The sequence below is a fragment of the Streptomyces sp. NPDC014889 genome (assembly GCF_043081205.1).
In the GTDB taxonomy this organism is placed as follows: Bacteria; Actinomycetota; Actinomycetes; order Streptomycetales; family Streptomycetaceae; genus Streptomyces.
This window is the reverse complement of the sequence record NZ_JBIBWH010000022.1, coordinates 43,120-56,375: the sequence shown is the minus strand read 5'-3', so window position 1 is coordinate 56,375 and position 13,256 is coordinate 43,120. Positions and strand designations below refer to the sequence as shown.

At 66.3% G+C, this 13,256-nt stretch carries 13 protein-coding genes and 2 pseudogenes; 10 read left to right on the top strand and 5 right to left on the bottom strand.

The window, feature by feature from the left end; translation table 11 throughout:
- Positions 1–50 precede the first annotated feature (50 nt).
- Positions 51–314: a helix-turn-helix transcriptional regulator gene (locus ACF09J_RS32690; RefSeq protein WP_392309087.1), complete on the bottom strand. Its 264-nt coding sequence runs from the start codon at positions 312–314 to the stop codon at positions 51–53.
- Positions 315–479: 165 nt separating this feature from the next.
- Here ACF09J_RS32690 and ACF09J_RS32685 point away from each other — a divergent pair, with 165 nt between their 5' ends.
- Both ACF09J_RS32685 and ACF09J_RS32680 read left to right on the top strand, forming a co-directional pair.
- The gene (locus tag ACF09J_RS32685) at positions 480–1,613 is read left to right on the top strand and encodes a hypothetical protein (RefSeq protein WP_392309086.1); all 1,134 of its coding nucleotides are present in this window, start codon (positions 480–482) and stop codon (positions 1,611–1,613) included.
- 501 nt (positions 1,614–2,114) lie between these two features.
- On the top strand, positions 2,115–2,252 hold the full coding sequence (locus ACF09J_RS32680; protein ID WP_392309085.1) for a hypothetical protein: 138 nt from the start codon (positions 2,115–2,117) through the stop codon (positions 2,250–2,252).
- 776 nt (positions 2,253–3,028) lie between these two features.
- Here the strand turns inward: ACF09J_RS32680 and ACF09J_RS32675 are convergent.
- On the bottom strand, positions 3,029–3,412 hold the full coding sequence (locus ACF09J_RS32675) for a peptidase inhibitor family I36 protein (protein ID WP_392309084.1): 384 nt from the start codon (positions 3,410–3,412) through the stop codon (positions 3,029–3,031).
- 199 nt (positions 3,413–3,611) lie between these two features.
- Between ACF09J_RS32675 and ACF09J_RS32670 the strand changes: the two genes are divergently transcribed.
- Together ACF09J_RS32670 and ACF09J_RS32665 are read left to right on the top strand one after the other, a co-directional pair.
- Entirely contained in the window at positions 3,612–3,755 is a 144-nt protein-coding gene (locus ACF09J_RS32670; protein ID WP_392309083.1) for a hypothetical protein, read from the top strand.
- A 1,106-nt stretch (positions 3,756–4,861) separates the two neighbouring features.
- Positions 4,862–6,610: a helix-turn-helix domain-containing protein gene (locus tag ACF09J_RS32665; protein ID WP_392309082.1), complete on the top strand. Its 1,749-nt coding sequence runs from the start codon at positions 4,862–4,864 to the stop codon at positions 6,608–6,610.
- Positions 6,611–6,621: 11 nt separating this feature from the next.
- On the opposite strand, the gene ACF09J_RS32660 is transcribed toward ACF09J_RS32665, so the two are convergent.
- Together ACF09J_RS32660 and ACF09J_RS32655 are read right to left on the bottom strand one after the other, a co-directional pair.
- Positions 6,622–8,829 (bottom strand): tetratricopeptide repeat protein, encoded by a 2,208-nt coding sequence (locus ACF09J_RS32660; RefSeq protein ID WP_392309081.1) that lies wholly within the window; start codon positions 8,827–8,829, stop codon positions 6,622–6,624.
- A 5-nt stretch (positions 8,830–8,834) separates the two neighbouring features.
- The gene (locus tag ACF09J_RS32655) at positions 8,835–9,275 is read right to left on the bottom strand and encodes a hypothetical protein (protein ID WP_392309080.1); all 441 of its coding nucleotides are present in this window, start codon (positions 9,273–9,275) and stop codon (positions 8,835–8,837) included.
- Between the two features lie 347 nt (positions 9,276–9,622).
- Between ACF09J_RS32655 and ACF09J_RS32650 the strand changes: the two genes are divergently transcribed.
- From ACF09J_RS32650 to ACF09J_RS32625, 6 genes and pseudogenes are all read left to right on the top strand, one after another.
- On the top strand, positions 9,623–10,192 hold the full coding sequence (locus ACF09J_RS32650) for a hypothetical protein (RefSeq protein WP_392309079.1): 570 nt from the start codon (positions 9,623–9,625) through the stop codon (positions 10,190–10,192).
- Complete coding sequence (locus tag ACF09J_RS32645; protein WP_392309078.1) at positions 10,173–10,604, top strand: hypothetical protein; 432 nt, start codon at positions 10,173–10,175, stop codon at positions 10,602–10,604. Before ACF09J_RS32650 ends, ACF09J_RS32645 begins: the two co-directional genes overlap by 20 nt.
- A gap of 135 nt (positions 10,605–10,739) precedes the next feature.
- Positions 10,740–11,118, top strand: a pseudogene (locus ACF09J_RS32640) (helix-turn-helix domain-containing protein); the annotation flags it as partial.
- Positions 11,000–11,242: pseudogene (locus ACF09J_RS32635) on the top strand (DDE-type integrase/transposase/recombinase); the annotation flags it as partial. The pseudogenes ACF09J_RS32640 and ACF09J_RS32635, both read left to right, overlap by 119 nt.
- Before the next feature lie 44 nt (positions 11,243–11,286).
- Positions 11,287–11,535, top strand: coding sequence for an integrase core domain-containing protein (locus ACF09J_RS32630; protein WP_392309126.1), 249 nt, complete (start codon positions 11,287–11,289; stop codon positions 11,533–11,535).
- 215 nt (positions 11,536–11,750) lie between these two features.
- Positions 11,751–12,305, top strand: a complete 555-nt coding sequence (locus tag ACF09J_RS32625) for a TetR family transcriptional regulator (RefSeq protein WP_392309077.1) — start codon at positions 11,751–11,753, stop codon at positions 12,303–12,305.
- Here ACF09J_RS32625 and ACF09J_RS32620 read toward each other — a convergent pair.
- Positions 12,292–12,894 (bottom strand): ScbR family autoregulator-binding transcription factor, encoded by a 603-nt coding sequence (locus ACF09J_RS32620; RefSeq protein WP_392309076.1) that lies wholly within the window; start codon positions 12,892–12,894, stop codon positions 12,292–12,294. The genes ACF09J_RS32625 and ACF09J_RS32620 overlap by 14 nt on opposite strands.
- Positions 12,895–13,256: the final 362 nt, after the last annotated feature.

Here is a 13,256-nt window from a genome sequence, read left to right as displayed (position 1 = left end):
CGATACGGTCTCGCCGATTCGGGTGGTCTCTAGCAGCCACCTGTGCGTTGTCAGTCCCGGGGCGAACCGGGCAGGTCATGCCCGCGGCACAGGGTGCTGAACAGCTCGTCGAACGGAGTCTCCAGAGCGTGAGCGAGAGCGTGCCAGGTTTTCAGCGTGCCGATGGTGCGGCCCTGCTCGATCTCGATGAGAGTGCGCCTGGCCAGGCCGCTGCGGGCGGCGAGTTCGTCGTAGCTCCACCCGCGCGCGGCCCGCAGACGCGCGAGTTCCAACCGCAGCGCATCGAGGTCCGGATCGGGCGGAAAGATCGTCACCTGCCCATCCGACGGTGCAGACCCCTGCCCTGTCAGTGCAGACCTCTGCCCTATTTGCCCAGGTGGCATCAACTGCGGCAGGGCAGACCTCTGCACTACGGTGGTCGGCCACCCCCACAACCGAAGACGCAATCGGCGCGGAAGCAGCAGGAGGAACACGCGCCCATGACGCTGCGCACAACATGCCCTGCGACGCCACGCACCTGGACCGTGGAACTGCACCCGCACGCCAGCGGGCTCGTCCTCGTGTGCCGGCATTGCCCACACGGCAGCACGCGCATCACCACAGCCGCCGCCCGCTCGGCCGCCCTGGCCCACCTCGCACGGCACGCACGCGGCGACCTCCGCCCCCCGCACCTGCGCATCTGCCAATGCCACGAACGCGGCTGCGCCTGGCACCCCCGCCACCGCGGCTGCGCCGGCCCCATCCGCCTCCTCCTCGCACGCGAATACGGCGGACGGCGATGGCGACTCGCCGATGCCTGCAGCGCCTGCGCCGCAGCAACGGCACAGGCCGCCGTAGTGCCCGACACCGTCCTCACCCGCGCACCGCTGCAGCCGGAAACCCGCCGACGACACAGACGCCGCCCCAAGGGGCCAGGCGAACAGATCCGGGTACGCGAAATCCTCAGCTACCTGGCCGCAGCGCTTCCCGCAGGCACGTCGCCCGCCGCGCGCCTGCTTGCGCTGCAGTGCGCCCTCCGCGTGAACGCCGAAATGCATGTCCGGCTGCCCAAAGGCGTGCTGCGCAGCCTCCGACTCAACGCCATCCAGGGCCCATGGCACGAGTTGGAGCACGCGCGATGGCTGTGCACAGTACCCGCAAACGCGGCCAACGAGGTCGTTGCCGAACTACTTGACGCCGCGCTCCTCGGCCAAGCCGCAGCCCGCCCCGACCGGATGCGTGCCGCGGACTGGGCACTGCGCGCCAGTTCCTCCGTAACAGCGGGGGCAATCGGACCGCTACCGCAACTGGCAAGCGTCTACCTCGCAGCGCAAACTGACCCGGAAGCGGGCAGCGGCCTGAGCGAACTCGACCAGATGGCGCGCGCCTGCGGTGTCCCGCTCGCGGAGCTACCTGCCCTGCTTGACCAACTGGCAGCAACCGGGCTGCTCAGGTCGTGGCAGGCCTGCTCAGACTCGGGAGACCTGCAGTGGACCCTCGCGCGCGGAAGCAGAATCTACGACACCAGCGGCCAGCGAGACGAGGCCGGGCCGACAAACTCGTACGGGGAAGCCCACGCTCTTGCATGTGAGGCAACTGCTTGTACGGGAGACGCAGCAGCACGCTTGGTCTAGATACAGGGCACCATCATCAGTGTGTGGTGGGTGCTTGGCCTCGACGGGATCCCGCGCGGTTCTGTGGGCCATCAACATGGACGGTGAGGCCGGTGAAGTCCTTCTCACGCTGTACGGGTCAGTGCTCGGTGTCGAGGCGGTGGAGGGCCCAGCTGTGGAAGACGGCCAGGGCCGCGGACATGGGGTCGGCCTAGCTGGGGCCGCTGACGACTCCGGGGTGGCGAAGCGACAGGACGTCGGTACCGGGCTCGGGTATGGCGCGGTGGATACCGTTAGAGAGCCGCGTCACCTGCCCGCGGCGGGCTCATCGGACGCGTGCTGGGGTAGCGCAGAGCCTGCGATGGCCTCCTGGGTGGACCGTCGAGCCTGGGCTGGGCCCGTACGAAACCCGGGCTCCCTGCGCCGCGACTCGTTTTGCGCTGTGCAGGTCCGGGCCGCAGCGTCAATCGCACAAAGACCGGTACGCCTCGAATGGGGATAGATCCTTGCGAGCGCTGTCGCGTGCACACAGGAAACAGCTACCAGCCGCTCAACAAGTTCTCGTCGCGGGTGGGGGAGTGCGACAGTATGCCCGGTGCCCGCATCGCCCTCTCCGGCAAGCAGGGCAGCGTGTTGACGACGTGGCCGAGCGAGGTCTGATCGCCTGCCATGCTGTGCGCCATGGCTTACCGCCCGTACCCCGCCCGCGGCCGTGCGCTGCGGCAGATCCTCCGCCGTCACCGCAACGAACTGCCGCCTAGCTTGCTGCCGCCCACGCGCACGCATGAGCCTGGAGTGGCGGTTGGCGAGTACCGGTTGTCGACGCGCCGCCACTAGGAGCGGTCTTCCGTCGCTTGCCGCGTCGTGAAAGAGACACCCTCGTGCCCCCTGAGGGGCTATCGGGAGATGTCCCGGGCGGGACGAGCAGCACCTGGGTGGGTGCCGGCCGGGCGCGCGGTGGGCGGGCCGGGGTCCCGGCCCGCCCACCCGCTGTGTGCCTCCCTGTCGACATGGTGCAGGGGGGATGTCGTGAGTGGTTGGTGCGGCCCGGTGTCGAGCCGGAGCAATGGACCGTCCTGCTCAACGAGGGGCGCGGCCCCCTCTGGGAGGCCTATCCAGTGTCATGTGGCTAGTTCATCCTCGACGTGGTGGCCGGCACGACGACGTCGTTTTACTTCACCGACCTCGACGGCGTCATTGACCCGGAAGACAGGACGCGTTTCAGACCCTACTCGCAACTCCTCAGCCAGTAGGAGCCTGAGGTCAGGCCAGCCGACGACTGCTGCATCAGGGCTGCCCTGCCCCGTGGCGACTGCGTTTGTCGTTCGTTGGATCGAGTCCGCCCTTTTCAAGGGGCCTGGGGGCGCGCCGCCGGGCACTGAACAGGACGGCAGCAGTCCTGCTGCCACCTACCCCCTCCTGTTCGTCGGGGCGGTCTATCCGCAGTCGTTGCGGTTGATCTTCAAGGAGCGGGTCTGGTCGTTGAGGTTGTAGCCGCGCAGGTCGTGAATGGAGCCGCCGCTGCGGGTGACGCAGACCCACCGGCCGCTGTAGTTCCGCTTCTCGTAGACCCGGGCGGTGCGGTCGGAGTTGTTTCGGATGGAGCTGCCGCGGTCACGGATTGCGGAGGGCAGGTCCTTCACGCCACCGTCCACGGCACGCCGTACCCACGGCTGGCCGCCGAAGTTGATTTCGGGGTAGATGCAGACGTACCCGTTTGGGCAGTCGATCTCGGCATGTGCCGGGTCGGCTTCGCCGACGGCTGATACGGGTGCGGACGGGGAGAGAAAGACCAGAACGGCGATCGCTGTGGTACGCATCGTGTTCTTGAGCATGCTTTTACAGATAGCGGTAGGAATCGGCTGGACGGGCGTGTATCGAGATCCAGTTCACCCATGCGGAGCAGGGACGTCACCGTTACTGCCTTGGTCGCCTTCGTCGCATTGGACCTGACATGTCGTAGGGAGTATGGGTGGCCGGCCCCGAGAACGCCCGCCCTCTTCGATGAACGATCAGCGCTTGGCCGCCGAACTCGCCGATCCGGCGATCGAGCAGTCGGACACCTTGCCGCACCACCTCTGCTTCCCCCTATCGCTGCACCTGCGGCCCGCGAACCAGTTCGATGACAGCGAGCTCACGCTCGGCACTACAGAGGCGTACTGAGATTGGTGGAGTCCCTGATGCTCACGGGAGCTGCTGCGGCCTCAACCCAGGAGCACCGACAATACTTCGTTTGCTTCTGCAACAGGCAGGTGGTGCGGTGGCGGAGCGGGCGATCACGGAGAAGCGGGTCTGCGGTCCCGCCAAGCCGTACGCTCGCGCGGCAGGTACGAGGCTCCGCGTATGCATCCGGCGGTCGACAGGGCGCTCGGTGCGGCGAGAGGACTCGCGGATGGCGTGGTTGACGCGTTGACGGCCGCCCCGGCTCACGACCGCGGGCAGCTCGCTCAGGCCCGCAAGAGGTGGAACTGCTCAAGGCGTCCTGCCGCTCGAGGGCGATCACCCGTTCTCGGAGCGGCTGCCCGGTAGTGTGGCATCTCAAGAGGGGCGCGTGAGCGTCCCGCACGCCCCCTTTCACCACCTCCGCGCCTTTCACTCCGTCTAGGCCGCCCGGGCGTGAAACCGCCCCCCAATTCCCGGCTTCCCGGCTGATGCCGGGCTCCGCGGCTCCGGCGCGCGAGGGAGCGGGGGAGCGCATGGTGCGCACTCCCTGAACGGTGGCATCACGATGGGGGAAATGCTCGTAAACGCGTGCGGGCGACAGCCAGGTAATGTCTTCGTCACCTCCTCCTCAACGTCGGGTGATGGGAGGCGAGGCCAGGTGACTTACGGGCCAGCTGACCTCGACCTTCCGTAGCCGCCGCAGATGGAGGGGGGTGGTCATGCGCTCCGCCTCGGATCCACCGGAGCCGAAGGACGGAGACCAGTGTCACGTGTGACCCGGCTCTTATAGCCGGAGAGCCTCCCCGGTGGGACGGAGAGGCTCTGCGTGACGGTGGGTCGCCGGCCTGGGTCCCGCGGATTAGCAGTAGCAAACCCCCGCGGGGCCCGCTCCTTGTCTGGCGGCCTTGGTTCGTCACCCGTTCGGACTCCACTGTCGTCGTCCGGAGCGGCTCCCTGGGAGGGGGCAGTGTTCCTTGATGGCACACTCGCCCAGCTTGCGGGCTTGCAGGCAAAGCGAATGGCCCCCTGTCCCTTGGGTGCAACGCACGTAAAATGTACCGCGCCGAAGCGAGAGGGGCCCGTTAATGGCGAGAGGTTTGGCTCTCATGTTTTCCGGCGCCCGCCTGCGCCAGGCACGCCTGAAGGCCCCGGAGGGCACCCTGAGCGCCGAGGAGCTGGCCGAGAAAGTTGGTGCCAGCAAGGCACAGATCCTCGCCTACGAAAACGGTCAGCGCGTCCCCGACCCACCACGCATCCGGCAGCTTGCTGAGGCTTTGGGTATCCATCCTCTGGAGCTGGCCAACCAATCCAACATGCGGGCATGGCAGTTGGCCGACCTGCGTCGCGCCAACGGCCTGCGGGCCAGCGACCTGTGCAGCGAACTCGGACTGACACCGCATAGCTACCGCAGACTGGAGACGATGGGCCTGACGGCCGAAGGCCGCTACGGCCTGAGCCCGCGTCTGGCAGCCGCTCTTGGAGTGTCGATGCGGGCCCTGGAACGGCACATAGCCAACGCGCCCGCAGTCCGCCAGCGCCTCGGCAGCATCCGAGGAGCCCTCACTACTGTCATCGAGACACACCTGGAGCCTGGTCGGACGGACGTGCCGGAAACTGAAGACCGAGCGGTCAAGGAGATAGCCACCTGCTACGCACGCTCCGCACCGACGCTTGCACGCATCCTGCGCCAGGAAACACTGGTCCTGCGGGAGATGCGGCGCCGGCAGGCCATCGAGGCAGCCACCGCCTTCTACGGCCCCACTGCCCAGGAACAGCAGCGGGCACGCCGACGCATGGAAAGTGAAGAAGCACGAATCGATCAGCTGATCACCAGCCTGCCTCAGCGCTTGGACGTCTTCTTCCGTGCGCAGCTTGCGCCCGGCAGCTGGGAGACGCTGAGCCAGCTTCACCTCGCCCGCTCTAGGGAACGGGCACTGGCCATGATTTCTCCTGCACTGATTCACGACGCAGCGCTTACCCCATTGATACGGCCCCTTCCGAGGAAGACCGACGAATCCAGTCCCGGCTTATATGACATCTCCAGGGAAGGCCAACGGCACTACCTCACCTTCAAACGCTGGTACGACGTCTTATACCCCTGGGTGGATGACAGCGTGCGGCACTTCGAGCAGCACACTGCTGTGAGTGATCCGCCAGAACTAGCCTGGCTGCGTCAGCGCTTTGCTCAATCGCAGACCGTCTTGTTCAGCTTCGACGGTATCCTGTGCCGGCTCTTCGCCGACAATGTGCGTTCGGTATCCGGCCACTTGGCGCAAGCGGCCAGCGGCCTGCATCTGAGTACCGACTCCAGTGGGACTGCCGATCCTGTCTCCTTACTCCGCTCGGCGGTTGACCGGGGATCGCCGGAACAAATTCGTCAGCTCGACGGCATCCTGACCACCTATGAGACTGCGGCAGCGCGTCGCGCGGAGCCCTTGCCCGGTGCGGCGCAGCTCCTGGGCGCACTGAGCCGAGGACCCTGGCGCTTAGCCGTGGTGACCGATCACGCAACCGCCGCCGTCCAGACGTTCCTCACACACCTGCATCCCGAAACCGGTAGTGCACCGCAACTGGGCGTCTTCGGGCGTCCTACCGATCCACGACTGATGAAACCTCACCCACATGCCATCTTTCTGGCCACCAGCCGTCTAGGAGGCGACCGCTCACGCACGCTCCTCATCGGGGAGTCCGTGGCTGACGCCCTGGCCGCGCGGGCTGCGGGAGTGCAGTTCATCGGCGTCGCCACCCAGCGAAGCCATGCGCGCATGCTCAGAGAAGCAGGAGCAGCCAACGTCGTGGAGACACTGACCACCCTCCTGGCAGCAGTCAGCAGAATCAAAGACGCCCACACGTAAGCACTGCACGGCTACCCAGGAGCCGCAGGAAGACTGTGCAGAGCCTGCTCCGCTCTTTGTACGTGGGCATGCCCATTTCCCAGAGACGACGACAACTCTGCGTGGACGTGCTGCAGCAGTGCCTGCGCCTGAGGAGCGTCTCCTGTGTCCCGCAAGGCGCACCCGAGCCGGTAAGCCGTCGACAGCGTTTGAGGATGCGTCTGCCCAAGAACCTGTGACCGGGCGGCATGCACGCGACGGAACTGACGCAGCGCACTGTCCAACTTCCCCTCATCCTGCTCCAGACAGGCGAGGTTGTGCAGCGCGGTCAACGTCCGGGGATGGTTGTCGCCGAGATCACGACGCCGTGCCTGAAGGACCTGCGCATACTCCCGGCGTGCTTCCTCCCAACGGCCCAGGTCATGCAACACCCGCGCCAACTCATGACGAGCGGACAACGTGGCGCCGTATTCGTCCCCGTGAGACTGCCGCCGGCTTTCCAAGACGGCAGACAGATGCTCCTCGGCTTCCGCCAAGCGCCCCATGTCGTGCAGCACCCGCCCCAGTTCATGCCGGGCGGTGAGCGCGTGAGGAAAGACCTCACCCCGAACGGCGCAGTGGCCCAGCCACACCTCTCTATAGGTGGCCTCGGCCTGAGCGAGCTCACCGACGTCGTGCAGAGCCCCAGCGAGATTGTGCTGTGCCGTGAGCGTCTCCGAGTCCATCGGGCCCAAAAGGCGCGTGCGCCATGCCACGACTTTCTCAAAGACGGAACCGGCCTGCCGGGACAGCCCGCGGGCCTGGAGATAGCGAGCAGCCATCTCCGCCGCCTCGGCTCCGGCAACCTGAACCTCGAGCGGCGTACCTTCCAGGGCGGCTTCCTGCTCCACCAGCGACAACGCATGCGGAGCCAACAAGGACCACGCAGCCCACGTATCGGGCTCCTCGGGCTTGCCCGCCTGCTCGGCCCCGCAGGCGTACCCCAACAGGGTGACGACAAGGGCGAAGTAGCGCGGACTGCAACTGAGGTACCTGATCAGTGGATGCACTCGCACACTTGCAGGAGCGCCCCCGGACGGTGCAGCGGAGGGGCCAGCACCCTCCACAGGGGAAAAGTCAATCAGACTGAGCGCCGCCAGAGCACGCAAGGTCCGCCACACAGTACTGCCGTCGATTCCCTCGAAACCCGGCTTCCCGCCCAAAAGAGAAGAACGCAGCACGAGGGTGTACGGAACGGGAGCATCAGCGAAGCCCGACAGCAACACCAAGACGGCGGAGGCGTACCGAAAACCCCGACGCTCGAGCATGTCGAGTGCAAGACGCCAGGTGTCAGCGATCACCGGAGCTGGATGCAGGTCCTGGCCGACTGGCTCATCCAACGCCCGCACGAACGCATCGAACTCCGCAGGCATGTCAGTGTCACGAAAAGCATCCGGCATTCCATTCACCTCGGCTAAATAAGCTCCCGCCATCCGCAAAGCTAAAGGCAGGCCGCCCAATCGGTGCGCCAGACGAACGGCGCCGCTCCACGATCCGGCATTCGGCCCAGCATGATCGAACAACACACGAGCAGCATCCTCCTCGGCTAAAGGGAACACCGGATGCAACACCGCGCCCGAGCCCCAGATCTCCGCCGTCCCGTCATACGTGGTGACCACGACCAACCCACAACGACACGAGTGCGGCCTGATCCACCCGGTACCAGCTGCCAACTGCCCCGGCCCGTCAAGCAACGAAGGATCACTTACCCCATCGACCACCAGAAGCCATGGCCATTCGGCCTGACTCAGCCGGTGCCACAGAGCATCAACCATCTCCTCGGCATCGACCACATCACCCGGAAGACCCAACCGCCTGGCCACCGCCCGAAGCCCGCCCTCAAACAGCGCGTCCTGCCGGGCGTCGATCCACCACGCACAACGACCAAAAACCGCCCCGAACTGAGCGTGCAGCCCGTGAACAAGCTCCAACGCCAGGGCCGTCTTCCCACTGCCGCTCAACCCGTGCAGAACATGCAGCCGGCCATCCCCGCGCCCGCTGCACTGTCCCTGCAGATCATTCAACAGCGCCCCACGACCTCGCAACGGACGCTCAGGATGACGCAAACCCATCGGGGAGGCGAGTGTCATGACCCGAGAACCACCGGGCGACGGCGCAGCCACCACCAACTGGCCCACCTCAAGACGCCCTGCGGCCACCGCGCCATTCTGCGCAACCAACTGCCCAGCGGTCTCCTGCACCGAAATCAGTCCTGAAGCCGCTCCTCGGAAGGGAAAGGGCCCGCCAAATGCACACCGCCCTCCACCTGTACCACCGCGCCCGCCACCGAGCCGCCCTCCGCAGCGATACGCACATCCCCGCCCGCGGCCACACCACCGGGCGATGCCTGCACCCCACCACGAACAGATTGCGCAGTGGCGACCACCTCGGCCAGCTGAGTGACGGCGACAGCCCGAGCTTGCGCATCAAGCGCCTCGAGCATCACCTCCAGACGGGTCTGCCACACCGCCTCCCATCGCTCCCTCTGATCGGCAACGTCCTCCTCCGCCGTCAGCGTGGCCTCCATCTGGTCCAGCCGGCTCAGTTCAGCAGCCTCCCGCTGCCTATCACCCCGCCCCAACAGCCGGGCGACCACCTGCCGAACCGACAGCCACGCATCCGTCCCAGCAGCCTGCACCACGGCCATCCCCCCAGCCGCAGCTAACGCCGTCACCGCTTCCGCAGACACTCCCACCCCCGAGTCCGACAACAGGCGACCAGCTCACGCGAGCTGCCGCCGACACCGAGAACATTCCTCAACGTCTCCTACATCACTCCTCGTTGAGTGCCCATCGAATGGAATTGATCAAAAAAAGTCGCCGACGCGCATCCACAGAGACGCCCCGAGACCGGAAGTGATCATGATGCTGCGCGAGCTTCCTTTCGATAAACGCCCGCGGGCCCCCTCCCGCTACAGTCGTCGAGACGAATCCGCAGGGGCGGCCTCTCCAGTGCCGGCCACTGCTGGCGCGTTCTTCGGGAGGAGAAGCCGCCTTGATCATCCGTCCGCGACGCGACAAGCGGAACCGGGAAGCCCGACTGGCGGAACTCCGCAACCAGTACAAAAAGCAGGTAGGCCCGCTGAGGCTGTTCCTGCTCCTTGAGTGTGCGCCCCTCATCATCGACCCGCTCGAAGTTGCAGACGAAGCATTCGCTCGCGCATTCGCCCAGCCCGATCGCGTCTTCACCTACTGCGACATCCGAAAGATCGCAGAAGAGGTCGTCCGCGAAAAACGAACGGAAGCAGGACTCCAGGTATATGCCGACTACAAACTGGAGGAAGTGTTTGACGAATACCTGACCGAAGATCTGCAACCCGTTCGCGAGGTGCTACGAGCGATCGACGGGCTCAGCCTCGGAGAGCGCCGCGCCGTGGAAGCTCAACTGATCCACTTGCTGACTTGTGAGGGACTGACTGAAGCGGTCGGGGGTGCAGCAGCAACACGAAGAGGTCAAAAAGCGAAAGGCCTCGCCAAGCTGACCCAGGCAGATGTCAACGTAGATCTCCTGGAACCCTTTTTCTCGACCATGAGAGGAGCGTGCAATGGTCAGCAAGACGGATAATGATCTCGCGCCTATGCTCTACCGGTATTACCACACCCTTCAAAAGCGTGTGACCGGCAGCGAAGAAGACCTTGACCGTCGGTTCGACAACATCATCGATGACATCGAACGACAGAAAAAGCAAAGCGCTCGGAGCGGGCGTGTAAACCTCGCTCGTATTTCTCATCTGCGCAGCGTCCTACAAAGCGCGCGCGCATCCACCCTCGGCCAGATCAGCGCAAGCGGTGCCGCTGCCGCTCTAGTCGCGAAACTCACCCAGTACGCCCAGGGCTGGGCCAGCCTAGCCGCAGCGGTGGCCACAGGAGCACTGACAGCAGTTGCCGTCGTAGCAGTGATGGACGTCCGCAGCCTCAAACGATTCGGACGAATGCGCCGCCGACGGGAAGACGCCGCGCCTTCCCCCCGCCCCTAACCTCAAATGAACGTTTCAAGCAGGTGGTTGGGCTACTGGTGGACCGCTGAGAGCCGACCGTCGATGGGCAGGTCGCCCAAGCCGCGGGTCCTGATCTCGGTAAGGATGTGCAGCCAGTGCTTGGCGCCCTCGCCGCTGTCCCCGGCCCGCAGACCGGCCCACAGACCCGGTTTCGACGTCTTGGTCGCGTCCCGTTCTCCGCTGCCGGGAGGAGCGCAAGCGGCTGCGCCAGGCACACGGCTTGACGCTGGACGAAGTGGCCGCCGCGCTGAAGGTGCGCCGGGTCACGGTGTCCGGCTGGGAGTCCAGCAAGGCTCGGACCGAGCCGCCGGGCCCAGAACGTGAGGCTTACGCACGGCTGTTGAGGCAGCTCGCGGAGCTCTACCCGGCGGTCCGTGCGGCGGAGGAGCCGGCCGCCCCGGCCGCGGTGCCAGCCGTGTTTACCGGCACGGCCGCCCCGGCGTCGGAAGGGCAAGCTCTACCTCGCCTCCGTCCACGACGCCTTCTCCCGCCGCGCACTGGGCTACGCGATGGGCGAGCGGCACGATGCCGCGCTGGTCGGCGCCGCTCTGCAGATGGCGATCGCGACCAGAGACGGCCAGGTCGACGGCGTCATCTTTCACACGGACCGCTGCAGCGAATACACTCTGAGGCGTTCCAGCAGCTGTGTGGCCACTGGGGCGTGGTGCAGTCGATGGGACGCGTCGGGTCGGCCCTGGACAACGCCGCCGCGGAGTCGATCCACTCTGCCTCAAAGTCGAGTACGTGCACCGGCACACGTTCCGTACGCGGCCCGAGGCGCCGGCTGAAGACCGCGACGTGGATCGCGGACTTCTACAACAACAAGCGCCGCCACAGCGCGGCCGGCGGGAAACCGCCCGTTGAGTTCGAACGGATCATCCAGGAAGCGCGAGCCCGGACCGATCAGTAAGGCCGGGCCGCATAACCAACGAGTCTACGAAAACTGGGGGCAGGTGACCGCGGCACCGGTGTAGCAGCTGAGGTCGGCGATGTCGCGGACCAGCGCCGCGAACGCCCACCCCGCCCGGCTGTCAAATATCCGACAGTGTTGTCTGTTTCGTGGTCTCGGTGTAACGATGGCACCCCTCATTACGGCCCGTGCGTGGGAGAGGACTGTGGTAGCGGATGCATCCTCGTGCTGAGCAGACCCGTTACGAACTAATCCGTGCCGCCGCGACACGGATCAGGTGCACGGGTCTCCGGTCCGCCGGGCTAATCGCGATCTCGCGCGACGCCGGGGTGAGTCGGGGAGCCCTGAACTTCCACTTTCCGACCAAGGGCGCCCTGGCCGCCTCGGTGTACAGCGAGGCTCGCGCCGTTGTGACTGCGATGCTGGACGCGGCCTTCTCGGACGCGTCGGCCGAACCGCCGGCCCGCTTCGGCGACGGGCTGTGGCGGGCGGCCCGCGAGGATCCCGTGGTCGGGGCGGGGCTGCGGCTGACGGCGGACGGCACGGAGGAGCCGGCCCCGCGGCTGCGCGAGGAAGTGCTGGAGGCGCTGCACGAGCACACCGCCGAGCAGCTGCGCGGTCGCCCGGACGCGACGGCCGTCGCCGATCTGGTGGTGGTGATCGCGGCGGGCCTCGAGTCGCTGAGCCGGGTCAAGGTGCGCTGGTGGAACTCGGACAGCTCCTCGGACGTGTGGGACCTCGTACGGCCGTTGCTCGCTACGGCGGAGTGACTCGCAGACGTACCAGCAGTCCCGTTACCGCGAGTCCCGGCAGAACCAGTCGCCACATCGCGGACACCCGTTCCAGCAGGTCTTGACGTTCTGAGTACACGTGAGACACCAGCTGCACACCAGTGAACGCGCCGACGATGAAGTCGGTGACCTCCTGAAGGTTGAGGCCGGGCAGCAGTTCCCCGTTCTGAGCGGCCAGTTGGAGCTGGTGGTGCACCGCCTCCTCGGCCGCCCGGTAGGGGCGGCCGCCGTGGCTGCGGATTGATGTCTGCTCCACCGTCAACCGCACCCCCACCCGCAGCACGAGGTCCGTCTGCAACTTCCGGGCGTACTCGAAGGTCAAGTCGATGAGTGACTGCAGTCGCAGGTCCCGCTCCGGCGCCTCCAGCGCCTGGGACTGGGCGTCGACCAGGGCAACGGCGATGGACTCCTTCGACGGGAAGTGGTGGTACAGCGCGCCCCGGGTCAGACCTGAGCGCATGATGATGTCCGTCGTGCTGGCACCCTCGTAGCCGAACTCGTCGAAGAGCGCCGCCGCCGCCTCGAGGATCGCCTGCCGCGTTCTGATAGCTCGTTCCTGACGTGCCAACTCGTGGATCCTCTGAAAAAAAGACAGGTCGACCTATAGCGTACGACGCGGTTGCCAGCATGTATGTATAAGCGACTGTTCTCGGAGACCACAGACCCGCAGAAGGACGTCAAGGGCGAACGTCTGCACTGCTCAGCAGGCAGTCCAACGTCGGCATGAACGCTACACAGCGGGATCACGGAACGGCCACGGCGGCGGCCGCTGCCTGTCGCCGAGTCCGTCCGGCAGACAGGTGCACTCCTCGCCCACCCTGAGTGCGGCGTGCCCCTGGGGTACAGCTTTCTGACACCGCCACGCCAAAGGGCCTGGCCGCCGTTCGGTCCCGACCGAGGTGGGGGCTGGGGGTGGCCTGCCACGACCTG

Excerpts from the sequence above, each read along its gene's own strand:
- ACF09J_RS32685 (WP_392309086.1), top strand. The coding sequence starts at position 480 with ATGACGCTGCGCACAACATGCCCTGCGACGCCACGCACCTGGACCGTG.
- ACF09J_RS32675 (WP_392309084.1), bottom strand. The coding sequence starts at position 3,412 with ATGCGTACCACAGCGATCGCCGTTCTGGTCTTTCTCTCCCCGTCCGCA.
- ACF09J_RS32665 (WP_392309082.1), top strand. The coding sequence starts at position 4,862 with ATGTTTTCCGGCGCCCGCCTGCGCCAGGCACGCCTGAAGGCCCCGGAG.
- ACF09J_RS32655 (WP_392309080.1), bottom strand. The coding sequence starts at position 9,275 with ATGGCCGTGGTGCAGGCTGCTGGGACGGATGCGTGGCTGTCGGTTCGG.
- ACF09J_RS32645 (WP_392309078.1), top strand. The coding sequence starts at position 10,173 with ATGGTCAGCAAGACGGATAATGATCTCGCGCCTATGCTCTACCGGTAT.
- ACF09J_RS32625 (WP_392309077.1), top strand. The coding sequence starts at position 11,751 with ATGCATCCTCGTGCTGAGCAGACCCGTTACGAACTAATCCGTGCCGCC.